The following is a 26482-nucleotide window of genomic DNA, read 5'->3' as shown; positions in this document are numbered from 1 at the left end:
GCATCGAGGGGCTTGTGGGGGACGTTGAAGCGACTTGGCAGAATGACTGTAAAAATGTACAGTATCCATCCGCCCTCTTCGCCTGCCGCAAGGGGTGGACGCATGGCGAGCGCGCAGGCGCCGTTGCGGCAGCCTCCCAGGGCCGCCCCTTAGAATTCATTCCATGGCCACCAAGAAATCCGACACTGCTTATTCCGAAAGTTCCATCCGGGTCCTCAAGGGACTGGAGCCCGTGCGCCAGCGTCCCGGCATGTACACGCGCACCGACACCCCCCTGCACATCGTGCAGGAGGTGATCGACAACGCAGCAGACGAGGCGCTGGCCGGCTTTGGCCGCAAGATCAAGGTCACGCTGCACGAGGATGGCTCGGTGACCGTGGAGGACGACGGGCGCGGTATTCCTTTCGGCATGCATCCCGAGGAACATGCGCCGGTGCTGGAGCTGGTCTTTACCCGGCTGCACGCGGGCGGCAAGTTCGACAAGGGCAAGGGCGGGGCCTACAGCTTCAGCGGGGGGTTGCACGGGGTCGGGGTGAGTGTGACCAATGCCCTGTCGACCCGCATGGAGGTGACCAGCTTCCGGGAGGGCCAGGTGGCCCATCTGGTGTTCGCGGGGGGAGAGGTCGCCGAGCCCCTGACGCTGCGTGAGGCCGCCGCCGGCGACCGCCGGCAGGGCACCACTGTTCGAGTCTGGCCCGATGCCCGTTACTTCGAAAGCGCAGCCCTGCCCTGGAGCGAACTGGTGCATCTGCTGCGCAGCAAGGCGGTGCTCATGGCGGGCGTTTCGGTCTGGCTTACCCAGGAAAAGACCCGCGAGACTCTGCACTGGCAGTACAAGGGAGGGCTGCGGGACTATCTGCTGCAGAGCCTGCCGGCCAATCCGGTGGTGCCGGCCTTCGAGGGCGAGCAGTACGCCGAGGGCAGCGAGCAGTTTGCCGATGGCGAAGGCGTGGCCTGGTGCGTGGCCTTTACCGAAGAGGGTGCCTCGCTGCGCGAAAGCTATGTCAACCTCATCCCCACGCCGGCGGGCGGCACCCACGACAGTGGACTGCGCGAGGGGCTCTTTCAGGCCATGAAGAGTTTCATCGAGCTCCACGCCCTGCTGCCCAAGGGAGTCAAGCTCATGCCCGAGGATGTGTTTGCCCGCGCGAGCTATGTGCTCAGCGCCAAGGTGCTCGATCCGCAGTTTCAGGGTCAGATCAAGGAAAAACTCAATTCGCGCGATGCGCTCAAGCTGGTGGCAGGATTCGTGCGGCCGGCCTTCGAACTCTGGCTCAACGAGCATCTCGACGATGGCCGACGGCTCGCCGAAATGGTGATCCGCACAGCTCAGAGCCGCCAGCGTGCGAGCCAGAAGGTCGAGAAGCGCCGGGGCAGCGGGGTGGCAGTGCTCCCCGGCAAGCTCACCGATTGCGAGAGCCGCGACATTGCCCGCAACGAGGTGTTTCTGGTCGAAGGGGACAGCGCCGGCGGCAGTGCCAAGATGGGGCGGGACAAGGAGACTCAGGCCATTCTGCCTCTGCGTGGCAAGGTGCTCAATACCTGGGAGGTGGAGCGCGACCTGCTGTTTCGCAATGCCGAAATCCACGACATCGCCGTGGCGCTGGGCGTGGACCCGCACGGCCCGGAGGACACGCCCGACCTGTCGGGACTGCGGTACGGCAAGGTCTGCATTCTCAGCGATGCGGATGTGGATGGCTCCCACATCCAGGTACTATTGCTGACACTTTTTTTCCGGCATTTCCCTAAGCTCATCGAAGCCGGGCATGTCTATGTATCGCGTCCGCCGCTGTTCCGCGTGGATGCCCCGGCGCGCGGCAAGCGTCCGGCAGCCAAGCACTATGCCCTCGACGAGGTCGAGCTGCAGTCCATTCTCGACAAGCTCCGCAAGGAAGGGGTGGCCGAGGGCAAGTGGGGCATCAGCCGCTTCAAGGGCCTCGGCGAAATGACCGCCGAGCAGCTCTGGGAGACCACCCTCAATCCCGACACCCGCCGCCTGATGTGTGTGCGGCTGGGTGATCTCGGCTGGACCGGGACCCAGGCCTGCATGATGCAGCTCATGGGCAAGGGCGAGGCGGCCGCACGACGCGAACTCATGGAGCTGCACGGCGATGCCGTGGAGCTCGACATCTGAGACAACGAGGCATGACGATGCGAAGAATCTTTCCCCTGCTGCTATGGACCGGTCTGGGCCTCATGCCCTGGGCGGCGCACGCCGATGTCTGGGGGTATGTGGATGCCGAGGGCATGTCGCACTTTGCCGATCGCAAGGTCGACAGCCGCTACCAGCTGTATTTCAAGAGCGAGCATTTCCGCTTCGATGCCCAGAAGACGCTGGCGGCAGGGCGGGGCGAGGGACGCATGCGCGTGGCTGCCCGCAGTGGCGGCACGGTCCGCGGCAGCACGCTCCTGAGCGGCAATGGCCTGGCCTTCAATCCGCAGGCCGATGCTGCTGCGGGAGTCAAGGCACGCCGGCTCACCGCACTCATCAACCAGTCCTCTGCCTACCGGGCAGTCGCCCATCACATGGCCCGCGAGGCCCGGCGCAATGCGGTGGATGTGGATCTGCTCAAGTCGGTAATTGCAGCCGAGTCGGGCTTCAACCGGCAGGCGGTGTCCGGAGCCGGAGCCGTGGGGCTGATGCAGATCATGCCGGCCACGGCCCGCGATCTGGGCGTACAGGCCGACGCAGCGGGCAGCGTGGAGCACAAGCTCACCGATCCTGCGCTGAACGTGCGCCTAGGGGCGCGCTATCTGCGCCAGCTGCTCGACCGTTTTCATGGGCGGGTCGATCTGGCGGTGGCTGCCTACAACGCGGGGCATGGCGCCGTGTCGCGTGCGGGCAATGCCGTGCCGCGTTATGCGGAAACGCAGAACTATGTGCGTACCGTCATGGCCCTGTATCAGACCTTCCGCCCCGGAGCGGAAGGCATGGGGGTGCCCATGGCCAGCGTGGCACCGATTCCTCTCGGCCGGCTGGCCGGGCGTGGGCGTGTGAACATGACGCTGGCCTCGGCGCGGAGTGGAAAAACCCCCTCTGCACGGGCCATGCGGCTCGAAGCCGCTGCGCTCGAATCGGCCCAGCGTTCCCTCACGGCAGAAGCCACCGGCACCGAGGCACCGAGTGCCATGGACCAGATTGCCGGTCAGGTGGCTGCCGCTGACAGGATGCCGCAGGTGCCGATGCAGCTTGGTGCCGATGTGGTGGTCAGAAGCGGTGCGCCCAGCGCGCATGCCACTCCCGACAGTGCACCGGGAAGCAGCATGCCGAATCCCTGAGTGCATGAAGAGCATGAAGAGACTGAGCAGAGCGGCGCCCCTGATGCCGAGAGGCCCTCGCGATGGCGAGGCATCACGATGCTTGGGCCTTTTGCCTGCTGTCTCCTGTCTTGCCTTCCGTTTTTTCTTCGCTTCCTGCATCCCGTTGGGGGTGGCAGGAGCTGGCCGGTGGGGTTCACTGGCCGTTTTTCTGATTTCCAGCGAGTTCTGACATGGATACCGTGAGTGTGGTTTCCGGGCCGGCCGAGCACGGCGACAACCCGAATCTGGCCCAGTATGCGCAGCGTGCGTATCTGGAATATGCCCTGTCCGTGGTCAAGGGGCGGGCCCTGCCGGATGTGTGCGACGGACAGAAACCCGTGCAGCGGCGCATTCTGTATGCGATGGATCGCATGGGCCTCTCCTTTGGCGGCTCGAACGGCGCCACAGGGGCCAAGCCGGTCAAGAGTGCGCGCGTGGTGGGGGATGTGCTCGGGCGTTTCCATCCCCACGGCGATCAGGCAGCCTACGATGCGCTCGTGCGCATGGCGCAGGACTTCAGCCAGCGCTATCCGCTCATCGATGGACAGGGCAACTTCGGCAGCCGTGATGGCGACGGCGCAGCGGCCATGCGCTATACCGAGGCACGCCTGTCCCGCATCGCGACGCTGTTGCTTGACGAAATTGGCCAAGGCACTGTTGATTTTGTTCCCAACTACGACGGCAGTACCGAGGAGCCAGCGCAGCTTCCCGCACGCTTGCCCTTCGTGCTGCTCAACGGGGCGAGCGGCATTGCAGTGGGCATGGCCACCGAAATTCCCAGCCACAACCTGCGGGAGGTGGCCGATGCCTGCGTGGCGCTGATCAAGCAGCCTTCCCTGTCGGACGAGGAGCTGTGGGCCCTGGTGCCCGGACCGGACTATCCGGGAGGCGGACAGATCATCAGCAGCGCCACCGAGATTGCGGAAGCCTACCGAAGCGGTCGGGGCAGCCTCAAGGTGCGTGCCCGCTGGAAGATCGAGGATCTGGCCCGCGGCCAGTGGCAACTTGTGGTGCAGGAGCTCCCTCCGGGCGTCAGCACCCAGAAGGTGCTGGAAGAAATCGAGGAGCTCACTAACCCCAAGGTGCGCGCAGGCAAGAAGGCCCTGTCGCAGGAACAGCTGCAGCTCAAGGCCAGCCTGCTGGCCGTGCTCGACGGCGTGCGTGACGAATCCAGCAAGGACGCACCCGTGCGGCTGGTGTTTGAGCCCAAGAGCCGTACCGTGAGCCAGCAGGATCTCACCACGGCGCTGCTGGCCCACACCAGCCTCGAAACCACGGCGCCCGTCAACCTCACCAGTGTGGGGCTCGATGGTCGGCCGGTGCAGAAATCGCTGCGGGCCATGATCGAGGAGTGGATCGATTTCCGCAGGACCACGGTGACGCGGCGTACCCGGCATCGGCTCGACAAGGTGCTCGACCGCATCCACATTCTGGAAGGGCGGCAGACCGTGCTGCTGCACATCGACGAGGTCATCGCCATCATCCGCCAGAGCGACGAGCCGGGGCCGGCGCTCATGGAGCGCTTCCACCTGACCGAGCGACAGGCCGAGGACATTCTCGAAATCCGTCTGCGGCAGCTCGCGCGGCTGGAGGCACTGCGCATCGAACAGGAGCTCTCCGACCTGCGCGGCGAACAGGCCAGGCTCGAAGATGTGCTCCACAGCCCGGCTGCACTGCGGCGGCTCATGGTGCGGGAGATCGAGGCCGATGCCAAGCAGTTCGGCGATGCGCGCCGCACCCTCATCCAGACCGAGAAGCGGGCCGTGGTCGAAGTCCGGGTGGTCGATGAACCGGTGACGGTGGTGCTCAGCGAAAAGGGCTGGGTGCGTGCCCGCACGGGCCATGGGCACGATCCGGCAGGGTTTGCCTTCAAGCAGGGCGACGGGCTGCAGACCACCATCGAGTGCCGCACCGTCGATACGCTGATCGCCCTGGGCAGCAATGGCCGGGTGTACAGCGTGCCCGTGGCCAGCCTGCCGGGCGCGCGTGGCGATGGGCAGCCCGTGACCACGCTCATCGAACTGGAAGCGGGGACCCATCTGCTGCATTACGTGGCAGGCCCTGACTCCCAGCAGGTGCTGCTGTCCGGCAGCGGGGGATATGGCTTCTGGGCCACCATCGGCGACATGACATCGCGTCTGCGCGCAGGCAAGGCTTTTGTCACCTGCAACGAAGGCGAAACGCCCTGTGCTCCCAGCGTGATCGATGGCGACCATGGCAGCACGCCTCTGGCTCCGGCCACCGATGTTGCCTGCGCCAGTGCAGGCGGTCGACTGCTCACTTTCCCGCTCTCCGAGCTGCGCCACCAGCCCAAGGGCGGACGCGGGCTGATGCTCATGGGCCTCGAATCCGACGACACACTCATCGGCGCAGCCGCCTATGCCCGCTCCATCCGTGTGCAGGGCACAGGCAGGGGTGGCAAGCCGCGCGAGGAGGTGCTGGAGCTGCGCAGTCTGCGCAATGCGGCCGGAACCCGGGGACGCAAGGGCAAGGAAGCCGACTGGAGCTTCCGGCCACAACGCATCGAGCGCGTGCAATGAGTCTGCAACCGAGTCCGCACCGGCCCATGCATGCCCTGCGCTCCCTGAAGCGAAAGGGGGCGCTCTCTGGCTGGATGGGGCGTGCATGTCGTCGGTTCGTCGTGGCAGGCATGGCAGCGGGGCTGCTTTCCGGGTTGGGAGCTTCCTCTGCCTGGGCTGCGCGCCATGGGCATGAGGCAGGCGCACGGTCTGGAGCCCGCATGGGGCATGTGGCCGAGCAGGTCTACGTGGTATCGCAGGATGCCCAGGGCCTGCGCACCTCCGACCTCACGCCCGAGTTTCTGGACCGTCTGGAACAGTACACGGTGGCCCAGATTCAGCAGTCATTGCCCTCGGCGTCCCCTCTTGCCCAGGCATCCGGCAGGCACACAGGGCGGTCGCGCCATGGCCGTTCGTCCGCTGCCCCGCGACATGATCCGGCCGATCAGCACCTGACCTCGCGTGCAGCTCTGGTCGATACCCCTCACGGACGGCTGATTGTGATCCGGGTCGCGGGGCCTGGTGCGGCAGAGCAGCTGTGGATCGAGGGGCTCCGTGGCAAACGCTTCGTGCGGCTCGCCTGTGTGCGGACGCAGCAGGGGGCGGCCATCGATCTGCGCAAGGGACTGTGTGCCCAGCGTGTGCGCGAGGTCTTTTCGGTCACGCGGATGACCGATCCCACGCGCGAGGCCCCCTCTGCACATGCCGGACATACCGCATCGGATCCTGCGTCGGCTCCCGCATCCGGGGGAGCTTCGGCAGCTTCTGGCATCCCTGAACCTCAATCCGCTTCTGCCGGTTCTGCCGCTCCTGCGGCGGCCTCCCTTCCTTTTTTCTCCCCCGTGCCCTTTGGGCAGGAGCGAGCCCCTTCCATCCTGCGTACCCCCTGAGGGGACATTTCTGCATTTGATTGGTTTTGCACCATGGCTGTTTCCACTTCCCGCATTCCCGTGATGTCGCTGGCCGACATGCTGTATTCCCAGGGCTTCGGTACCCGGCGCGTGTGTGCCGGTCTGGTCCAGCAGGGGCTGGTTCGGCTGGAGGGAGTGCCGGAGCCCGTGACCGATGCCCTCCATGCGGTCGAGGCACGCGAGAGGCTGGGCTTCACCGTGCAGGGGCAGCCCTGGGAGTACCACGCTCAGGCCTATGTGCTCCTCCACAAGCCTGCAGGCACCGAATGTTCGCAGAAGCCCTCGGCCTGGCCCAGCATCTACACGCTGCTTCCCGCTCCTTTGCGGCAGCGTCCACAGAAGGGGGCGGTGCAGGGAGTGCAGGCCATCGGGCGTCTCGATCAGGACACCACGGGCATGCTCCTGCTGACCGATGACGGCAAGCTCATCCACCAGATGGCCTTTCCCCGGCGCCATGTGCCCAAGGTGTACGAAGTCACCTGCAGGCATCCGGTCGATTCTGCCCAGATTCAGAGGCTGCTGGCCGGAGTCGTGCTCGACGACGATCCCAAGCCCGTGCGCGCCGCCGCCTGCGAGCAGACCGATGACCACGCCCTGCGGCTCACCCTCACCGAGGGCAAGTATCACCAGGTCAAGCGCATGGTGGCTGCGGTGGGCAACCGGGTAGAAGCGCTGCACCGCAGCCGCATCGGTGCGCTGGAGCTGCCTGCCGATCTGGCGCCGGGCCAGTGGCGCTGGCTGACCCCTGCCGAACTCGAAGCTGCACGCCAGACCGCTCCCGCTGCCACACCCGCAGCATGAACCGTGTCACGCCGATCGGTCCATGGAGCCGGGTGAAGGAAGCCGGCAGCTTCTGCCGGTGCTCCTCTCCTGCGGAGCCTGCCTGGGAGTAGAGCCAGGCGACGAATCTGCAGCCTGTGCTACTGCTGGTGCCGTGCCGGTGCACGGCAGGCAGCCGCTGCCCAGGGAAGGGCGAGCAGGGCCAGAGTGGCAAATCCGGCACCGGTCCAGAAGGTGGCGGGCGCCCCAAAGTGCTGCCACAGGGCGCCGGCCAGTGTGCTCGCCACCAGCAGGGCAGCTCCGCTCACGAGGTTGAACAGTCCGAATCCCGTGCCCAGCAGAGCGGGCGGAGCCGTGTCCGCCACCATCTTCGACAGCAGCCCCTGCGTCAGTGCCATGTGCAGCCCCCACAGGGCAGCACCCACCCACAGCAGCGTGCGCCCGGGGGCCAGTGCCAGCACCACATCGGCCAGCACCAGCGTGACCAGACCGGCACCCAGCAGCAGACTGGATGCGCACCGGTCTGCCGCCGCACCGGCGGGATAGGCACAGCCGGCATACATCACGTTCATGATGACCATGACCACCGGAACCTCTGCCTCCGGCAGTCCCATGCCCTGTGCGCGCAGCACCAGAAACGCCTCGCTGAAGCGCGCCAGTGTGAAGATCGCTCCCAGCAGCACCACCATCCAGAAGGCCAGGGGCAGCTGCGCGATGCTGCTGCGTCGCAGAGGAATGCCCGCACTCCGGTGCGGGCGCGTTTCGGCAGCCGGCTCGCGCACGCCCACCACCAGCAGCGCCACGGCCAGCAGCGCCGGCAGCACGGCCCACCACATGGCCGTGCGCACATCGTGGGTCCACCACATCAGCAGCCCCATGGCCGCCAGCGGACCCAGCAGGGCGCCCAGCGAATCCAGTGCCTGCCGCAGGCCGTAGGCAGCCCCCCGCTCCTCGGGAGCCGTCATGTCTGCCACCAGGGCATCTCGCGGAGCCCCGCGAATGCCCTTGCCGATGCGGTCCACGAATCGGGCGGTGAACACCAGCCCAATGCTGTGCGTGAGGGCAAAGACCGGCTTGCTCAGTGCAGCCAGTCCATAGCCGAACACCATCAGTCCCTTGCGCCGCCCGAAATAATCGCTCAGTGCCCCCGAAAACACCTTCATCACGGCCGCCGTGGCCTCCGCCACGCCCTCGATCACCCCCACCGTCACCATGGAGGCCCCCAGCGTCCCCACCATGAACATCGGCAGCAGCGCATGGATCAGCTCGGAAGACACATCCATGAACATCGACGCCATGCCCATGGCCCAGATGCCCACGGGCAGCCGGCGCAGCACGGCTCCCGTGCGACGGGAAGTCACGGCATCTGCGGAACCATCGGAGCAGGTATCGTCGGTCATGGGGGAGACAGAGAGAAAGAGAAGGAAACAGAAAGCAGCACACTGGCACACCAGTGCACGCATGAGGCACGCACCGCTGCACTGTCTGCTCCACTGACCAGTATGCCCCAGCGTGGCAGCGTCGGCCATGGCCTGCCGACCCGGGCGTGGAAGCGGGAGGGCCCCATGCGCTTGTCCGTCTTGCGGCCATCCCGGATAATCGGCTCAGGTTCAGGGGCATGTCCGTCCCGGTTCTGCACGTCCCGATCTCCCTGCTGGAAGGCCCTGTATGGATCAGCATTTTCTGACCCCCCTGTTCGCACCGTCTTCTATCGCCGTGTTCGCCGGCAACGCCGAGCTTCGCGCCAGCGATCCCGCCTACCGCGACGCTGCCTTTCTCTTCGATGCCCTCACGGCCCAGCAGTACAGCGGCAAGTTCACCTTTCTCGACGTCGATACCACCGAGGGGCGTCTCGCCGACCTCATCAGCACCGGTGCTGACCTGGCCATCGTGGCCCTGCCGCCCGAACGGGTCGAAGCCGCCCTCGAAGTGGCAGGCCGCATCCGCTGCCGCGCCGCCCTGGTGATTTCCACCGGCATCAGCGCCGAGCAGGCGCAGCAGCTCCATGCCGTGGCCCATCGGCATGACATGCTCCTGATGGGGCCCAACAGCCGGGGCTTTCAGCGTCCGCACATGGGACTCAATGCCAGCATCGTGGGGCCACTGGCCGAAAAAGGCGCGCTCGCGCTCGTTTCGCAGTCGGGCGCGCTCACGGCCGCGCTGCTCGACTGGGCCCGTCCCAATCGCGTGGGATTTTCCACCGTCATCTCGCTGGGGCCACACACGGCAGTCGACATGGCGCAGGCGCTCGACTTCCTCGCCTCTGATCCCCAAACCCACAGCATCGTCATCTATCTGGAGGGTATTTCCAACGCGCGCCGCTTCATGAGCGCCCTGCGTGCAGCCGCCATCTCCAAGCCGGTCGTGGTGCTCAAGGCGGGCCGCCGTCGCGCAGGCAACGAGGCCGCACGCACCCACTCGGCCGCCATCGTCGGCAGCGACGAGGTGTTCGATGCCGCGTTGCGGCGCGGGGGGGCCGTGCGCATCCGTTCCTTCACTGAGCTGTTCTCCGCCGTGCAGTGCCTTGCATCGCGCTATCGGCCCGTGGGCAACCACCTGGCCATCATCACCAATGGCGGCGGTCCCGGCGTGCTGGCCGCCGATCGTGCCAATGATCTCGGCATCGAAGTCGGACGCCTCTCCGAGCCGGGGGCCAACGCCCTGCGCGACAGGCTCCTGCCCCAGGCCTCCCTGGTGGATCTCATCGACCTCTCCGAGGACGCCACCCCCGCCCATTACCTCGCCGCCGTCGAGGCAGCCTCCAAGGAGCCCGGCATCGATGGTGTGCTCACCATCCATGTTCCCAAGGTCGGCTCCGACCTCGATGCCGTGGCGCAGGCCATTGCCGATGCGCGCCCCCATCTCAGCAAGCCCCTCATCAGCTGCATCATGGGCGACGAATCGGTGCATGAGGCCCGCGCCATCCTCAGCCAGACCAGCATCCCCATCTTCCGCAGCCCCGAGGCCGCAGTGGGTGCCTTCAGCAACATCGCCTCTTACTATCACAACCAGAAGCTGCTCCAGCAGACACCGCCCCCCCTTACCCATCTCGCCAAGCCTGATGTCGAGGGGGCGCGTCTGCTCATCGAAGGCATTCTGGCCGACCGCCGCACGGTCCTCACGGAGATGGAATCCAAGTCCGTGCTCTCGGCGTTCCATATTCCCGTCACCCAGACCATCCTTGCGCGCACCCCGGCCGAGGCCATGATGCTTGCTGCCCAGCTCGGGTTTCCCGTCGCGCTCAAGATCGACTCGCCCGACATCTCCCACAAGTCCGATGTCAACGGCGTGGCCCTCAACGTCATGAACGCCGTGAGCGTGCGCGACATCTTCGAGGACATGATGGCCACCGTCAAACGCCGCATGCCCGAGGCGCGCATCAACGGCATCACCGTCCAGCGCATGGCACGCCACACCCGGGGCCGCGAGCTGTACATCGGCGTCGTCACCGACGAGGCCTTCGGTCCCGTCGTCGCGTTCGGTGCCGGAGGTGTGCGCATCGAGCTCTATCGCGACCGAGCCATGGAGCTGCCGCCACTCAACCAGTTCCTTGCCCGCCAGCTCATCGACCGTTCGCGCGTATCCAGAACGCTCGACGAATGGCGCGGTGCCCGCCCGATCAACCGCGAGGCCCTGGAGCAGATCCTCCTGCGCGTCTCCGAAATGGTCTGCGAGCTGCCGCAGCTCCGCGAGCTCGACATCAACCCCATCATCGTGGACGAGCAGGGCGCCGTGGCCGTCGACGCCCGTCTGATCGTGGGCAACACCACCCTTTCCACGCGCCCCTATCAGCAGCTCTCCATCCTGCCGTACCCGGCGCGCTTCGAGCAGACCTGGCCGCTGCCCGGAGGCAACCACTACACCATCCGCCCCATCCACCCCGACGATGCCGACATGCTGCAGCAGCTCGTGCGCAGCCTCAGCCCCGAGAGCCGCTACAACCGTTTCGTTTCGGCCCTCACCGAGCTGTCGCCCGGCATGCTCTCCAAGTTCGCCCTCATCGACTACGACCGCGAAATGGCCCTGGTCGCCGTCATGACCGAACGCCACCCCACCGACGACGGCCACATCACCGAAACCCAGCGCGTCGTCGGTGTCTCTCGCTACGTCACCAATCCCGACAGCAGCAGCTGCGAATTCTCCCTCGTCGTTGCTGACGACATGGCCGGCAAAGGCGTCGGTTCACGCCTCATGCGCTGCATCATGGACGTCGCCCGCGAAAAGGGCCTGAGCGAAATCATGGGCCTTGTCCTCACCCACAACACCAACATGCTCAAGCTCATGCGGGCTCTGGGCTTCATCATCAAGCCCTACCCCGAAGACCCCGATTTCCGCCTCGTGAGCTATCAGCTCTGAACGGATGTACACTACATCGACCCACCCAAAGGGGAAGTAGCTCAGCTGGGAGAGCGTCGCGTTCGCAATGCGAAGGTCGGGAGTTCGATCCTCCTCTTCTCCACCACTATTCAAGAAACCAACCGCATCCGGTTGGTTTTTTTCTCCCGCTTCCCAGCGGAGACGCAGGGTGGGAGCTTTTCTCGCAAGCGCCACCCTGTGTCCATGAGAGGTTCATGATGCGTGCCCTGATTTCCCTGTTCTTTGCCAGCCCACGCCGCACTCTGGGCTGGATGGCCGTGGCCATTGTGGGGATGCTGTCGTTCGGGCTGTATCTGCAGTACCACGTGGGCCTCACGCCCTGTCCGATGTGCATCGTGCAGCGCTATCTCTACATCCTGATCTTCCTGGTGGCACTGGGGGGTGTCTTTTCACGTCGCTGCGGGGTGCAGGCGGTGGTTCTGACGCTGGTGCTCGTGCTGGCCGGCAGTGGCGTCTTCGTGGCCGCGCGGCAGACCTGGCTGCAGTGGCATCCGCCTGCTTTCTACAGCTGTGGCCGCGACTTCTACGGCCTGATCGAGCAGATGCCCCTGAGCCAGGCATTGCCCAAGATCTTCGCGGGCAGCGGGGATTGCACGGCGATTGACTGGACCTTTCTGGGCGGCAGCATCGCCAACTGGTCGCTGCTGGCCTACACCCTGATGGCCCTGGTGGCGCTGGGCTGGCTGTGGCGGCTCTGGATGCGCCGGGGCATGTGCCGGGCCTGAAGCCGGACGGCCTCTGTGCATGAGCGGGACGCTGTCGTGCCCGGCAGGGGGCACGGGCGCTCCCTACAATACGCGCATGGCTACCCTTTTCGACGACGATTTCTTTGCTCCCGCTCCCGCTCCTGCCGCAGCAGCGGTGGACCCTGCGCATGATCCCCTGCTGCGCGGACTCAATCCGGAGCAGCTCCGGGCGGTGACGCTGCCTGACGAGCATGCCCTGATTCTGGCCGGTGCAGGCTCCGGCAAGACGCGCGTGCTCACCACGCGCATTGCCTGGCTGCTGCAGCAGAACCGGGTGTCTCCCGGCGGACTCATGGCTGTCACCTTCACCAACAAGGCGGCGCGCGAAATGACCGCACGCCTCACGGCCATGCTGCCCCTCAATGTGCACGGCATGTGGATTGGCACCTTCCATGGCCTGTGCAACCGTTTTTTGCGTGCGCACTACAAAGTGGCCCAGCTGCCGCAGGGCTTTCAGATCCTGGACACGCAGGACCAGCTGTCGGCCATCAAGCGGCTCTACAAGCAGTTCGACATCAATGACGAACAGTTTCCGGCCAAGCAGATGCAGTGGTTCATCGGGGGCTGCAAGGAAGAGGGCATGCGTGCAGCCGATGTGCCCCAGCGCGATGCCGAGAGCCGTAAGAAGGCAGAGATCTATGCCCTCTACGAGGCCCAGTGCCAGCGCGAGGGGGTGGTGGATTTCGGTGAACTGATGCTGCGCAGCTACGAAATTCTGCGGGACTACCCGCTGGTGCGCACGCATTACCAGCGCCGGTTTCGCCATATCCTTGTCGACGAGTTCCAGGACACCAACCGCCTGCAGTATCTGTGGCTCAAGATGTTCGTGCCCGAGGTGGGCAGCGGCATTGCCCCTAATGCGATCTTTGCCGTGGGGGACGATGACCAGAGCATCTATGCCTTCCGCGGCGCCCGCGTGGGCAACATGAACGACTTCGTGCGCGAGCTGCATGTCCGGCACCAGATCAAGCTCGAACAGAACTACCGCAGCTTCAGCAACATTCTCGACAGCGCCAATGCGCTCATCAGCCACAACACACGTCGTCTGGGCAAGAACCTGCGCACCGATGCTGGAGCGGGGGATCCCGTGCGTGTGGTCGAACTGCCCAGCGACATGGCCGAGGCGCACTGGATGGTCGAGGAAATACGCCAGCTTGTCGGCGAGGGGCGGCCGCGCAGGGAAATCGCGGTGCTCTATCGCAGCAACGCGCAGAGCCGGGTCATCGAGTCGACGCTGTTCAACGCCGGCATTCCCTATCGGGTCTATGGAGGGCTGAGGTTCTTCGAGCGTGCCGAGATCAAGCATGCGCTGGCCTATCTGCGCCTGCTGGACAATCCGCGCGACGACACCAGCTTCCTGCGCGTGGTGAATTTCCCTCCACGAGGGATAGGCGCTCGCACGCTGGAGCATCTGCAGGATGCCGCCCGCGCCTCTCAGGCGCCGCTGCATGATGCCGTGTCGCAGGTTCCCGGCAAGGCGGGAGCCAATCTGTCCTCGTTCGTGGCCAAGATCGATGCCCTGCGGGAGCAGGCCGAAACCCTCACGCTCAAGGAGATCGTCGAAAACGTGCTGGAGCACAGCGGTCTGCTCGAACATTACCGCAGCGAGCGCGACGGTGCCGACCGGGTCGAGAACCTTCAGGAGTTGGTCAATGCAGCCGAAAGCTTCGTCAGCCAGGAAGGCTTTGGACGCGATCGGGCGGGCATGGAGCAGGTCGATGCCGGCGTGCCGGGCACGGAACCCGGAGCCTTGCCGAACGGGGAGCCAGAAGACGTACTGGGCGACGGTGAGACCCTGTCCCCGCTGGCGGCCTTTCTCACCCATGCAGCCCTCGAATCGGGCGACAACCAGGCCCAGGCAGGGCAGGATGCCGTGCAGCTCATGACCGTGCATGCTGCCAAGGGGCTGGAGTTCGACGTCGTGTTCATCAGCGGGCTGGAAGAAGGCCTCTTTCCGCACGACAACGCCCTCAACGATGCCGATGGCCTGGAAGAAGAGCGTCGTCTCATGTATGTGGCCATCACCCGTGCGCGCCAGCGTCTGTACCTGAGCCACGCCCAGACCCGGCTGCTGCACGGCCAGACGCGCTACAACATCCGCAGCCGTTTCTTCGACGAGTTGCCGGAGGAATGCCTCAAGTGGATCACGCCCCGGCGCTCAGGCTTCTCAGAGGCGCTCCATGCTCTCGAATCGGCCTGGGATGGCGAGCACTGGAACCGTGATGTGCGACAGGCTGTGGGGTGGAAAGGAACATCCACGGCCACCGCCGACGTACCCCGCAAGCAGCAGGAAGGCGGCCATGGCCTGCGCAAGGGCATGCGCGTCTTCCACACCAAGTTCGGTGAAGGCACCGTGCTCATGCTCGAAGGGCAGGGCGCCGATGCCAAGGCGCAGATCCAGTTTCCGCGGCATGGTGTCAAATGGCTGGCTCTGGGCATTGCCAAGCTCACTCCCGTGGAATCCTGAGCCGACCGCCTCAGCCAGACACACGTGCACACGATGCCACAATTGCTATCCATGACACGGCCACCGATGCGCGTGGCCCCTTCCCCTTCTGGAACCGATGGGCGCGTGCCGCCCGTGCAGGAGATCATCATGTTCGAACCTCAGGAAATGCCGTTGTTCCCCAGAGCGCTGCGGGGAACCATGCAGGTGGCCTTGGCGCTGGTCGGCGCTGGCCTGACGGGCTGTGCCACCGTGTCGCTCGATTCCCCCGACTGGGACTCCCAGCGGCCGCCGGTGGTCAATCGCTCTTCCGTGCCTGCCCCGGCGCAGGCAGCACCGGCTGCAGCAGGCAAGTCGCTCCAGACCCAGCTCGAGGATGCGGGTGTGATCGTCACCCCGGTCAGCCCCTCGGCTCTCGACCAGGTCCCCGCGCAGGCACCTGTCCCGGCCGTTCCGACAGCATCGGCTCCCGGGGTGCCGGCCTCGGCAGCGCCTGTCCCGGATAGGACCACTCCGGATGCATCCCAGATTCAGGCAGCACAAGATGAGCCCTCCTCTTCGGGGACGGTCCCGCCGCCAGTGCGGGCCGTGGACTGGGAGGGCAACTACTACGGGCTCCTTCCCTGTGCCGACTGCGAAGGCATCCGCGCCATCCTGACCCTGCGGCCCGATGCCAGCTATATTCTCAGCCTCACCTACGAAGGGCGCAACGATCTGCCTCTCATGATGCGCGGTCATTTCACCTGGGATGCGCAGGACAGCCGGATCGAGCTGGATGACCAGGGCGACCATCGCCGCTATGTCATCGGCAATGGCGAGGCGCGCATGCTCAACCGCGACGGCACCCCCATCACCGGCGTGCTGGCCAACCGCTACGTGCTCAAGAAACGCGCGGACGACTGAGCAGCCAGGGCAAGGAGACAGGGCAGGGGCAGTGGGGCCTTTTCGTCCATGCCCCCGTCTTCACCGGGCTGCGCGCAGCGCTGCAGCCACCTCGTGCACCAGCTCAGGTCCCCGGTAGATCAGCCCGCTGTAGAGCTGCACCACATCGGCGCCCGCGCGGCACTTGTCCACGGCATCCTGTCCGCTCAGGATGCCACCCACGCCGATGATGGCAAACCCTTCGCCCAAGGCCGCACGCAGGGAGGCAATTACGTGATTGCTCTTGTCGCGCACCGGCGCACCGCTCAGGCCACCGGTTTCGGTCGCATGGGCGAGCCCCTCCACTCCTTCACGACCGATGGTGGTGTTGGTGGCAATCACCCCCAGCCGGCCATGCGGCTTGCCATCGCTGCCCATGCCATGGCGCCGGAGGGTGGTGGCGATGCAATCGATCTGGGCATCGTCCAGATCCGGGGCAATCTTGACAAAGAGCGGAACCTGCCGGCCATGCTGTGCTGCCAGAGCGTCGCGCCGCCGCATGAGGGGATCGAGCAGGGCGTCCAGCGCCTCGTCGCTTTGCAGTGCGCGCAGGTTCTTGGTGTTGGGACTGCTGATGTTGACCGTCACATAGTCGGCCCAGGGATACACCCCTTCGAGTCCCTTCAGATAATCGCTGGCTGCCTCCTCGATCGGGGTGGTGGCATTCTTGCCGATGTTCAGCCCCAGCAGGCTGCGCGCATGGGTCGGCCGGCTCGCCTGCACGTTGCGGATGAAGGCCTCAAGCCCATCATTGTTGAACCCGAAGCGGTTGATGATGGCCTGTGCCTCGGGCAAGCGGAACAGACGTGGCTTGGGATTGCCGGGCTGGGGGCGTGGCGTGACCGTACCCACTTCCACGAAGCCGAAGCCCATGGCTTCCCAAGCGCCGATGCAGCGCGCATTCTTGTCCAGTCCTGCCGCCAGACCGACCCGGTTGGGAAATCGCAATCCGCACAGCGTCACGGGATCTTCGACGAAGGGCTGGGAAATCAAATGTTTCAGGGGGCCGTGCTGCAGCCGTACCAGCGTGCCGAGCAGGGAGTCATGGGCGGCCTCCGCATCCATGCGAAAGAGAATTGCCCGGGGCAGGGCGTAGGGAATGAGTGCCATGAAGTCGTCGGATAATCGTGAGGGAAATGGTGCAGCGTGCCGCAGCGGCGTGCCGCCATGGTTGATTGTCCCAAATTCCTCCCCTCCCTTTCTGCAGAAATCCATGACACAAGACGAACTCAAGACCCTTGTCGGGCAGGCAGCCCTCTCCTACGTCACCCCCGACACCATCGTGGGGGTAGGCACCGGCTCCACCGTCAACAAGTTCATCGATGCGCTCGCCACCATCCGGACCCGCATCAGGGGAGCTGTGAGCAGCTCGGTCGCCTCCACCGCCCGTCTTGAGGCACTTGGCATCCCGGTGTTTGCCGCCTCGGCCGTCGACATGCTCGACGTGTACATTGACGGAGCCGACGAGATCGACCATCAGGGCTACATGATCAAGGGCGGCGGTGCTGCACTCACGCGCGAGAAAATCGTCGCGGCCCAGAGCCGGCGTTTCGTGTGCATTGCCGACGCCAGCAAGTATGTGCCCGTGCTGGGTGGCTTTCCCCTGCCGGTCGAAATCATTCCCATGGCCAGTGGCCGCCTCATCCGCCAGTTTGCCGCCATGGGAGGAGCAGCCACCCTCCGCGAAAAAGACGGTGCGCCGCTGGTCACCGACAACGGCCAGCACATTCTCGATGTCCGAGGCCTGCGCATTGCCGATCCACTCGCCTTCGAGTCCGAAGTCAATCAGTGGCCGGGCGTGGTGACCGTGGGGGTGTTCGCCCACCAGAAAGCCCAGATCTGCCTCCTGGGGACCGAGCAGGGCGTGCAGACCCTGAACTTCTGATTTGCATTCCTGTCTGTTGACATGGCCTGGCCATGGCCATGGCCGGCATGGCAGCAGGTGCAGCTGTTTTGTTCTGTGCAGTCCGTTCTCTGTGGACGAGGCTGTGCAGCAGCAGGGATGACCGCCTGAGCGCTCCCTGCATGCGCATGGCAAGGGGTATGCGGGGGTGGCATACCGTTGGCTGCAGGGGCAGACCGGAGGAGTTTTTATTTCAGGAAAACGTATTTCATATTGCGATATTTTTGGATGTTCTTGGAAGAGAGTTTTTCCCATGATCCGGCAATATATTCCTTTATACGAAAAAACGTGCATAACGTATTGATTTCATTGAGTCAAAAATAACTCTTATATAAGACATAAGACATGTGCACGGTCTTATAGAAGACTTATGATGACGCCATGCCGACGCACACCGCAAGGAGCATCGGCGCACAGAGTGCCCCAGGCACCGACAGCGAGACAACGTGGCCCTTTGGGGTGCCATGCGACCGAGTGAGTGCAGATACCGTTTTCATTTTTCCTTCTGGAGAGAACCATGACTCAACAAACCCGTGAACAGCAAATCGCCGCCCTCGAAAAAGACTGGGCCGAGAATCCTCGCTGGAAACTCGTCAAGCGTGGCTACAGCGCCGCCGACGTGGTGCGCCTGCGCGGCAGCCTGCAACCCGAGTACACGCTGGCCAAGCGCGGCGCCGAAAAGCTGTGGGATCTGGTGCAGGGCACGTCCAAGAAGGGCTATGTCAATGCCTTCGGCGCCATCACGGCAGGTCAGGCCATGCAACAGGCCAAGGCAGGTCTCGAAGCTGTCTACCTCTCCGGCTGGCAAGTGGCCGCTGACGGCAATACCAGCGAAACCATGTACCCCGACCAGTCGCTGTACGCCTACAACTCCGTGCCGACCATGGTGCGCCGCATCAACAACACCTTCCAGCGCGCCGACGAAATCCAGTGGAGCCGTGGCGTCAACCCCGGTGATGACAACTTCATCGACTATTTCCTGCCGATCGTGGCAGACGGCGAAGCCGGTTTCGGCGGCGTGCTCAACGCCTACGAACTGATGAAGAACATGATCATGGCAGGTGCTGCCGGCGTCCACTTCGAGGACCAGCTTGCCGCCGTGAAGAAGTGTGGCCACATGGGCGGCAAGGTGCTCGTGCCCACCCGTGAAGCCATCGAGAAGCTGACCGCTGCCCGTTTCGCTGCCGACGTCATGGGCGTGCCCACCATCGTGCTGGCTCGTACCGATGCAGAAGCTGCCAACCTGATCACCAGCGACTTCGACGACAACGACAAGCCCTTCCTGACTGGCGAACGTACCCAGGAAGGTTTCTACCGCGTCAAGAACGGTCTGGAACAGGCCATCAGCCGCGGGGTGGCCTATGCCCCCTACGCCGACCTCGTGTGGTGCGAAACCGGTACCCCCGACCTGGGCTTTGCCCGTGAATTCGCCCAGGCCGTGCTGCAGGCGAACCCCGGCAAGCTGTTGTCCTACAACTGCTCGCCGAGCTTCAACTGGAAGAAGAACCTGGACGAGAAGACCATTGCCAAGTTCCAGGACGAGCTCTCCGCCATGGGCTACAAGTTCCAGTTCATCACGCTGGCCGGCATCCATATCAACTGGTACAACACCTTCCAGTTCGCGCATGCCTATGCCGGCGGCGAAGGCATGAAGCACTACGTCGACATGGTGCAGGAGCCTGAATTCAAGGCCCGCGAAGAAGGCTACACCTTCGTGTCGCACCAGCAGGAAGTCGGCGCAGGCTACTTCGATGACGTGACCACGGTCATCCAGGGTGGTTCTTCCAGCGTGAAGGCCCTCTCCGGCTCCACCGAGGAAGCCCAGTTCCACTGATCGGTGGAATGGCAGGCAGTCGGGCCGCAGCAGCCCGACTGCCTGCCTCAGAGACAGCAGACAACAGGAGACATTTGAACCACGGCCATGAGCCGTGGTTTTTTTATGGTGTGCCAAGCAGGGCGATGGGTTTGCCATCCATCGAGCATCCCGGGAAGAAGACGCCGCATGCAGTCTTTCCCTGGGCGGTCTCCAAAGTTCAGTTCCTGGCGATACGTGTCTGGCATGCAGGATAGGTATGTCGCAGCCCATGAGCCGGACTGCCGGACCGACGCATTTCTTTTCCTGCTTCTGGGGGCACATGCACAGTGACTGAGCCTATGCCTGCCGTCTCCTTTGCCAGATGGATGAATGGTTCCCATACAGGCAAGCGACAGGCCGAGACGACTGACTGAAGTCAGCGGAGTGGCGAAGGGTATGGGAAAACCGTCATGATGCATCCACCGTCTGGAGCATTGCGCATCACGCATGAGAAACGACCTCGGGCAGCAGCTGGCCAGTGAAACAGAAGATGCACAGAGCAGGGCGGCTATGGACTCAGTCGGAGCTGCGGTCAGACCGATTGCAGATTGCCGATCTGTTGTGTGACGTGCCTTGGAAAAAAGGAGATGCGCACACACGGCGCATAAAAAAGGCCCCGCATGCGCGGGGCCAATTGCATCTGCTAATTCCGGCCTTGCACCGGTTAACGAGACACAAGGAGACAACCGGTCAGGGCAAGAGATCTGTCCACGACAGCCTCTTGTCCCTTGTAAAAATCAGTCCGTCGATCAGCGGGCAACCGGCTTCTTGGCGGCTGCGGTAGCGGACTTGGTGGCGTTCAGAGCCGTGTTGGTCACTGCATTGAAGTTGGCTTCGGCCACGTCGGAAGCCTGCTTGACAGCCTTCTGGACGGATTCGAAAGCGGTATTGGCAGCAGACACCACGTTCTTCATCATGGCCACGCCAGCTTCGGAACCAGCCGGAGCGTTCTTGCTCAGGTTTTCCACGACTTCGGTGACCTTCTTCTGGGCTTCGTTGGCCTGGGATTCGAACACCTTGCCGAATTCAGCGGCGGTGCCGGAGGTCAGGTCATACAGCTGGCGGCTGTAGGCGGCGGTCTTTTCGGCGAGCGGCTGGAACATGCTGGCTTGCAGGGCGAGCAGCTCCTGGGCATCCTTCACGCCCATGGCGGCTTCGGTGGTCTTGGCTGCGTCGGCCAGGGTGGACTTGGCGACGGACATGTTCAGGTCAACCAGCTTTTCGACACTTTCGAAAGCCTTGGTGGTCAGGCCGAACAGAGTTTCGAGATTGGCTTTGTTGGCGGCGGCAATTTGTTCAGCGGTCAGCATGATAGTTCCTCCAGTGGATATACAGGTGCAACTGCGAATTGCTTTTCACGGTGTCACCACCGCCCATCCCATGCGTCGCAGATATCGCTGGTATGGTGTGTTGCAATGATTTTGCTGCACCGCAACATGGCTTTTAGTATACGGCCAAATTGAAGAAACACCAAATCGGCATTGTGCGGCGCAGCAGAATTCATCGAGTCAATTGAAACAAATTGAAACGGCGTTCAAACAGGCCTGCGCAACCTTCTGGCACGCCCATGAAAGCAGGCTGCTTCCGACCGGGCGGCACGCGCAGGCACTGCCCTTGGTGCAGCCGAACTGTCCTGAGCGAAGCCCTCTGTGTCTGCATACCTGGACACCATGTCATTTGGGAGGGACATGGCACAGAGCCGTGCAGTCGCTATGCTGCAGGACAGACAGTGGAACAAGGAATACCAACCCATGCCAGAAGCTCTTTCTCCTTCCCGGAGCCGACCGACTCAGCCTCCGGTACTGCTGGTGACACGTGCCATTTTTCCGCAGATTCTCGACAGGTTGCACCAGGTGTTCGAAGTGCGGGCGAACCAGGCAGATGATGCGTGGTCTCCCGAGGAACTCCGCGCGCGGGCACGCGATTGCGATGCCCTCATGACGACACCTGCCGAACAGGTGGATGCGGCCCTGCTGGCAGCCTGTCCGCGCCTGCGCATGTGTGCGAATGTGGCGGTGGGATTCAATAATTTCGATGTGCAGGCCATGACGGCGCAGGGGGTGCTGGCTACGAATACGCCTGGAGTGCTCACAGAAAGCACGGCAGATTTCGCCTTTGCTCTTCTCATGGCCACGGCAAGGCGGATCACGGAGTCCGAACAGTATCTGCGCGAAGGACGTTGGCAGCGCTGGCGCTACGACATCCTGCTGGGGCAGGATGTCCATGATGCCACCCTGGGCATCCTGGGAATGGGGCGCATCGGACAGGCGGTTGCGCGCCGGGCGGCGCTGGGATTCGGCATGCCCGTGCTCTATCACAACCGGCGTCGCCTGCCGGAAGCTGAGGAGCGGGCCTGCAAGGCCCGATTCGTGGAGTTCGACGCGCTGCTGCAGGCAGCCGACTTCCTCCTGCTGGCGCTGCCGCTGACTCCCGAAAACCGGCATATCATCGGAGCCCGCGAGCTGCGCCGCATGCAGCCTCATGCCATGCTCATCAATATTGCCCGTGGGGGCATCGTGGATGACGCTGCCCTGGCAGAGGCTTTGCGCACGGGGGCGATTGCTGGAGCCGGGCTGGATGTTTTCGAAAATGAACCGCACGTGCATCCGGACTTGCTGGCACAGCACAACGTGGTGCTCACGCCGCACGCAGCCAGTGCCACCCGTGCCACCCGCTTGGCCATGGCACGGCTGGCTGCAGACAATCTGATGACTTTTTTCACCAGGGGGCATGCGCTCACGGCGCTCAATCCCGAGGTACTTGCGACTCCCTTTCATAGAACATGACTGCCACTATCCTGCTGAGTGTGGGCCTGCTGTGCCTGCTGATCCTCAATCTTGCCCTGACCTATCTGCTGTGGCAGCGCAAATTCGACGAACGCGGTCTGCTGCAGGTAATTCAAAGTGGCAACGAGCGTCTCGAGCGTGAGCTCCGGCGCGAGCTGGCCGAGACCGCCAGAGACAACCGTCAGGAGCAGGTGCATACCCTGGGACAGTTCCAGTCTGCGCTCGTCCAGCACGGAGCCGAGGCGGCACGGGGACAGGCACAGCAACTCGATGCCTTTGCGCAGCAGCTGACCCAGATGCAGCGTATCGTGCATGACACCTTGAATCAGCAGCTGGGGGCACTTTATGAGGGGAATGTCCAGCGCATGAATGAGGTGCGCGGCACGCTCGAACATCAGCTGGGCCAGCTGCTGGCCAGCAACTCCGAGCAGATTGGTCAGATGCGGGCGCTGGTGGGCAATACGCTGCAGCAGACACTGCAGGCCAGACTGCAGGAAAGTGCAGAGCTGATGCAGCGCCAGCTTCTGGGCGTGCAGGCGGGCCTCGGTGCGATGCAGAAACAGGTGTCCGATACGCTTGCACGGCAGCTGGAGGTACTCACCGAAGCCAACGCACGCCGCCTGCAGGAAATGCGCCTCACGCTGGAAACGCAGATGACCCAGCTGCAGCAAAGCAATGCCGGCAAGCTCGATGAGATGCGGCAAACGGTGGACGAGAAGCTGCATGCCACGCTGCAGCAGCGGCTGGGAGAGAGTTTCCGGCAAGTGGCCGAACGTCTCGAAATGGTCTACAAGGGGCTGGGCGAGATGCAGACTCTGGCACAGGGGGTGGGCGATCTCAAGCATCTCCTCACCAATGTCAAGACCCGCGGGATGTTTGGCGAAGCGCAGCTCGGTGCCCTGCTCGAACAGGTGTTTTCGCCCGAGCAGTATGCTGCGCAGGTACAGGTACATCCCGGCAGCCGGCAGGCGGTCGACTTTGCCATTCGGCTGCCCGGCAAAAAGGAAGATGGCACGCCCCTGTGGCTGCCCATCGATGCCAAGTTTCCCAATGAGGACTACGAGCGGCTCCTGCAGGCACAGCAGCAGGCAGATCCCGAGGCGGCCGATGCCGCTGCGCGCCAGCTTGAGGCCCGCGTGCGTACCGAAGCACGTTCCATTGCCGAGCGCTACATCGCTCCTCCCCACACCACCGATTTCGCGATTCTGTTCCTGCCCACGGAAGGGCTTTATGCCGAAGTGTTGCGCCGAGCCGGTCTCATCGAGGGGTTGCAGCGCGACTTCCACGTCACTCTGGCAGGTCCGACAACTCTGCTGGCCATGCTCAACTCACTGCAGATGGGATTCCGGACCCTGGCGCTCGAAAAGCGCAGCAGCGAGGTGTGGCAGGTTCTGGGGGCGGTCAAAACCGAATTCGGCAAGTTCGGCGATGTCCTGGGGCGCATCCGCAAGCAGACGCAGGTCGTCATGAATACCCTCGATCAGGCGGAAGTCCGGAACCGGGCCATGCAGCGCGCCCTGCGCAGCGCAGAGGCCCTTCCAGACGAACAGACCCAGCACGTGCTGGGTCTGGAGGGTGAGCAGGGAGCGTCTGCCCCAGAGGAGGAGGAATCGGCATAGCCATCCTCGGGGCGTGTGATGCGCCCACATCATGAATGGGCCGCTCGAGTCGGAGCGGGACAGGGCAGAGGAGGCGGTGCGTGACCTCTGGCGGGTACCGATCAGCGTTCGATGGAGCGCCCGTCCTGCTGATGTCCCGGAGGAATGAATCCTCCCTCGGGAGTACAGTTGCCCTTGCGTTCCTGTCCGGGCGGGCAGTGGCTGTGCTGACCGACGGCGCGGCCGCGGTCATGCGGCATGTCGGGATCGAGCACCACACAGCCTCCGAGCAGAGTGGTCGTCAGGGGAAGACACAGCAGATACCAGCGTTTCATGAGAAGGCTCCTTGGAAAAGGGGAACAAAGAAGGAAAGAGAAGACCGGGGTTTCCTCTTCGTGTGCTCCTATTGTGCCTTCGTCCGCAGGTGCAGAAACCATCCCAGGAAAATCCCCGCAGGCACTCGAGCGTTCTGCCGAACGCCCTGCAGAGGGTGTCATCTGAACAGATCACACAGTCCCGAGGGGGCATGTCCCCCTCCACACGCAGGCTGGTAGAAGTCACGGATGGCCTGCCAGGCATCTTCCGGGCTGTCCACATAGCTGAGCATGTCCAGGTCGCCTGGAGCGATCATTCCTTCCTCCACCAGCAGGTCGAGATCGAGCAGGCGTTTCCAGTAAGCGGAACCGTACATGACGATCGGCACGCGGTTCCTGATCTTGTGCGTCTGCACAAGGGTGATGACTTCGAACAGCTCGTCGAGCGTGCCGAATCCTCCTGGAAAGACCACCAGCGCCTTGGCCCGGATCATGAAGTGCATCTTCCGCATGGCGAAGTAATGGAAGGTGAAATTCAGCGCAGGCGTGATGTAGGGATTGGGGTGTTGTTCATGAGGCAGGGTGATGTTGAAGCCCAGCGTGGGTTCTCCTGCCTCGAAGGCGCCGCGGTTGGCCGCTTCCATGATGCCTGGGCCTCCTCCCGTGCAGACATACAGATGGGCATGGCGTGGTCGCCCCTGGCTATGGGTGGCCACCAGATGGGCAAACCGGCGCGCTGCCTCGTACTGGGTAGCCCCCCGTCGCATCCGAGCCTGCTCGGCCGCCGCAAGTGGATGCCCCTGCTCGGCAGCCGTCTGGATGGTGTGTTCCACGGTTTCGGATGAACGCACGCGCGCACTGCCATAGACGACAATGGTGTGGTCTATCTCCTGCTGCTGCAGTTCCAGCTCCGGTTTGAGCATTTCGAGCTGAAGCCGAATGTGCCGGGTTTCGGAACGGAGCAGGAACTCGGGATCGTCGAATGCGATGCGACTCGCCTTGGGAGGCAGCGAGATCCCCGCGCTGTCGAGCACCCGCATTTCCTCCCATGCATGGGCCATGCGATGCTGCTCCAGCGTGCTGTCGTTGTCGTGCAGATCCATGATGCAGAATGTTTTCCTTGTAGGGTGAAGAAGGGGTGGGGGCGGCACAGGCAGGCATTCCCGGGAATCCGGGAGTCTCCCCCATGACGGCGCGAACCGGCGCGGGTCTTTGCAGTTCCAATGAAAAAAGGCTTCCTGAGAAGCCTTTTCATCCTGGGCACAGCCTTTGCAAGCCATGCAGTCGATTGCTGCGAGCGCTGTCGCAGCCGCGACCTGCACCTTACACGCGCTTGCGATACTCGGCGGTGCGGGTGTCGATTTCGATGCGGTCACCCTGAGCCACAAAGATCGGCACGCCGATCTCGAACCCGGTGGCAATCTTGGCCGGCTTGAGTACCTTGCCCGAAGTGTCGCCCTTGACGGCGGGTTCGGTCCAGGTGATCTCGCGCACGACGCTGGTGGGCAGTTCCACGGAGATGGCCTTGCCATCATAGAACACCACTTCTGCGGGCATGCCTTCTTCAAGGTAGTTCAGGGCGTCGCCCATGTTTTCGGCCTCGACTTCATACTGGTTGTATTCGCTGTCCATCCAGACATACATCGGGTCGGCGAAGTAGCTGTACGTGCATTCCTTCTTGTCGAGGATCACGTTGTCGATCTTGTCATCGGCCTTGAACACGACTTCGGTACCGAAGTTGTTGAGCAGGCTCTTGAGCTTCATGCGAACGGTGGAAGAACCGCGGCCGCCACGGGCGTATTCGGTTTTCAGAACGACCATCGGGTCCTTGCCGTGCATGATGACGTTGCCGGCGCGAATTTCTTGGGCGATTTTCATGGTGATGTGAAAGGTTGGTGCCGCTCGAAGAAGCTCGAACGCTCTGGCGGCGATGCAAGGGCGCGGTCCGGAAAAAGAACACCGGACATGGCGCAGTCTGGAAAAAGAAAAGGCGAGGCCTTTTTGACAGCCTGCCATTCTATCCAGA

19 protein-coding genes and 1 tRNA gene are annotated in these 26482 nt (G+C 63.7%); 14 read left to right on the top strand and 6 right to left on the bottom strand.

Going from position 1 to position 26482, the window contains the following annotated elements; all coding sequences use genetic code 11:
• The first annotated feature begins 163 nt into the window (after positions 1–163).
• The 5 genes from ACE3P9_RS01080 (at position 164) to ACE3P9_RS01060 (ending at position 7531) form a co-directional block, all read left to right on the top strand.
• Positions 164–2134 (top strand): DNA topoisomerase IV subunit B, encoded by a 1971-nt coding sequence (locus ACE3P9_RS01080; RefSeq protein ID WP_374491082.1) that lies wholly within the window; start codon positions 164–166, stop codon positions 2132–2134.
• Positions 2135–2145: 11 nt separating this feature from the next.
• Positions 2146–3279: a lytic transglycosylase domain-containing protein gene (locus ACE3P9_RS01075; protein ID WP_374491080.1), complete on the top strand. Its 1134-nt coding sequence runs from the start codon at positions 2146–2148 to the stop codon at positions 3277–3279.
• 212 nt (positions 3280–3491) lie between these two features.
• Entirely contained in the window at positions 3492–5840 is a 2349-nt protein-coding gene (gene parC / locus ACE3P9_RS01070; protein WP_374491078.1) for a DNA topoisomerase IV subunit A, read from the top strand.
• 26 nt (positions 5841–5866) lie between these two features.
• Positions 5867–6709: a hypothetical protein gene (locus ACE3P9_RS01065; RefSeq protein ID WP_374491076.1), complete on the top strand. Its 843-nt coding sequence runs from the start codon at positions 5867–5869 to the stop codon at positions 6707–6709.
• Positions 6710–6772: 63 nt separating this feature from the next.
• Complete coding sequence (locus ACE3P9_RS01060) at positions 6773–7531, top strand: 16S rRNA pseudouridine(516) synthase (RefSeq protein WP_374491648.1); 759 nt, start codon at positions 6773–6775, stop codon at positions 7529–7531.
• A 119-nt stretch (positions 7532–7650) separates the two neighbouring features.
• Here the strand turns inward: ACE3P9_RS01060 and ACE3P9_RS01055 are convergent, their stop codons facing one another.
• Entirely contained in the window at positions 7651–8910 is a 1260-nt protein-coding gene (locus ACE3P9_RS01055) for an MFS transporter (RefSeq protein WP_374491074.1), read from the bottom strand.
• A gap of 268 nt (positions 8911–9178) precedes the next feature.
• Here ACE3P9_RS01055 and ACE3P9_RS01050 point away from each other — a divergent pair, with 268 nt between their 5' ends.
• The 5 genes from ACE3P9_RS01050 (at position 9179) to ACE3P9_RS01030 (ending at position 15982) form a co-directional block, all read left to right on the top strand.
• The gene (locus tag ACE3P9_RS01050; RefSeq protein WP_374491072.1) at positions 9179–11866 is read left to right on the top strand and encodes a GNAT family N-acetyltransferase; all 2688 of its coding nucleotides are present in this window, start codon (positions 9179–9181) and stop codon (positions 11864–11866) included.
• 30 nt (positions 11867–11896) lie between these two features.
• A tRNA-Ala gene (locus tag ACE3P9_RS01045) sits at positions 11897–11972 on the top strand.
• A gap of 109 nt (positions 11973–12081) precedes the next feature.
• Positions 12082–12612, top strand: coding sequence for a disulfide bond formation protein B (locus tag ACE3P9_RS01040; protein WP_374491070.1), 531 nt, complete (start codon positions 12082–12084; stop codon positions 12610–12612).
• Between the two features lie 76 nt (positions 12613–12688).
• Entirely contained in the window at positions 12689–15100 is a 2412-nt protein-coding gene (locus tag ACE3P9_RS01035; protein WP_374491068.1) for a UvrD-helicase domain-containing protein, read from the top strand.
• Between the two features lie 129 nt (positions 15101–15229).
• Positions 15230–15982: a copper resistance protein NlpE N-terminal domain-containing protein gene (locus tag ACE3P9_RS01030; protein ID WP_374491066.1), complete on the top strand. Its 753-nt coding sequence runs from the start codon at positions 15230–15232 to the stop codon at positions 15980–15982.
• A 60-nt stretch (positions 15983–16042) separates the two neighbouring features.
• Here ACE3P9_RS01030 and ACE3P9_RS01025 read toward each other — a convergent pair whose 3' ends face one another.
• On the bottom strand, positions 16043–17110 hold the full coding sequence (locus ACE3P9_RS01025; RefSeq protein WP_374491064.1) for a quinone-dependent dihydroorotate dehydrogenase: 1068 nt from the start codon (positions 17108–17110) through the stop codon (positions 16043–16045).
• 103 nt (positions 17111–17213) lie between these two features.
• Here ACE3P9_RS01025 and rpiA point away from each other — a divergent pair, with 103 nt between their 5' ends.
• Together rpiA and aceA are read left to right on the top strand one after the other, a co-directional pair.
• Entirely contained in the window at positions 17214–17885 is a 672-nt protein-coding gene (rpiA, locus tag ACE3P9_RS01020) for a ribose-5-phosphate isomerase RpiA (protein ID WP_374491062.1), read from the top strand.
• A gap of 535 nt (positions 17886–18420) precedes the next feature.
• Complete coding sequence (gene aceA, locus ACE3P9_RS01015) at positions 18421–19737, top strand: isocitrate lyase (protein WP_374491060.1); 1317 nt, start codon at positions 18421–18423, stop codon at positions 19735–19737.
• A 770-nt stretch (positions 19738–20507) separates the two neighbouring features.
• Here aceA and ACE3P9_RS01010 read toward each other — a convergent pair.
• Positions 20508–21071, bottom strand: a complete 564-nt coding sequence (locus tag ACE3P9_RS01010) for a phasin family protein (RefSeq protein ID WP_374491647.1) — start codon at positions 21069–21071, stop codon at positions 20508–20510.
• A 438-nt stretch (positions 21072–21509) separates the two neighbouring features.
• On the opposite strand from ACE3P9_RS01010, the gene ACE3P9_RS01005 reads away from it, so the two are divergent.
• Positions 21510–22544, top strand: coding sequence for a 2-hydroxyacid dehydrogenase (locus ACE3P9_RS01005; RefSeq protein ID WP_374491058.1), 1035 nt, complete (start codon positions 21510–21512; stop codon positions 22542–22544).
• Complete coding sequence (rmuC, locus tag ACE3P9_RS01000; RefSeq protein ID WP_374491055.1) at positions 22541–24163, top strand: DNA recombination protein RmuC; 1623 nt, start codon at positions 22541–22543, stop codon at positions 24161–24163. Before ACE3P9_RS01005 ends, rmuC begins: the two co-directional genes overlap by 4 nt.
• Positions 24164–24264: 101 nt before the next feature.
• On the opposite strand, the gene ACE3P9_RS00995 is transcribed toward rmuC, so the two are convergent.
• From ACE3P9_RS00995 to efp, 3 genes are all read right to left on the bottom strand, one after another.
• Positions 24265–24477, bottom strand: a complete 213-nt coding sequence (locus ACE3P9_RS00995; RefSeq protein WP_374491053.1) for a hypothetical protein — start codon at positions 24475–24477, stop codon at positions 24265–24267.
• A 158-nt stretch (positions 24478–24635) separates the two neighbouring features.
• Entirely contained in the window at positions 24636–25559 is a 924-nt protein-coding gene (locus tag ACE3P9_RS00990) for a TIGR00730 family Rossman fold protein (protein ID WP_374491052.1), read from the bottom strand.
• 220 nt (positions 25560–25779) lie between these two features.
• Positions 25780–26334 (bottom strand): elongation factor P, encoded by a 555-nt coding sequence (gene efp / locus ACE3P9_RS00985; protein ID WP_374491050.1) that lies wholly within the window; start codon positions 26332–26334, stop codon positions 25780–25782.
• Positions 26335–26482 lie beyond the last annotated feature (148 nt).

It is taken from the genome of Allobrachymonas sp. (assembly GCF_041912815.1).
In the GTDB taxonomy this organism is placed as follows: Bacteria; Pseudomonadota; Gammaproteobacteria; order Burkholderiales; family Burkholderiaceae_C; genus Brachymonas.
This window is presented reverse-complemented; position numbering and strand designations above follow the sequence as displayed.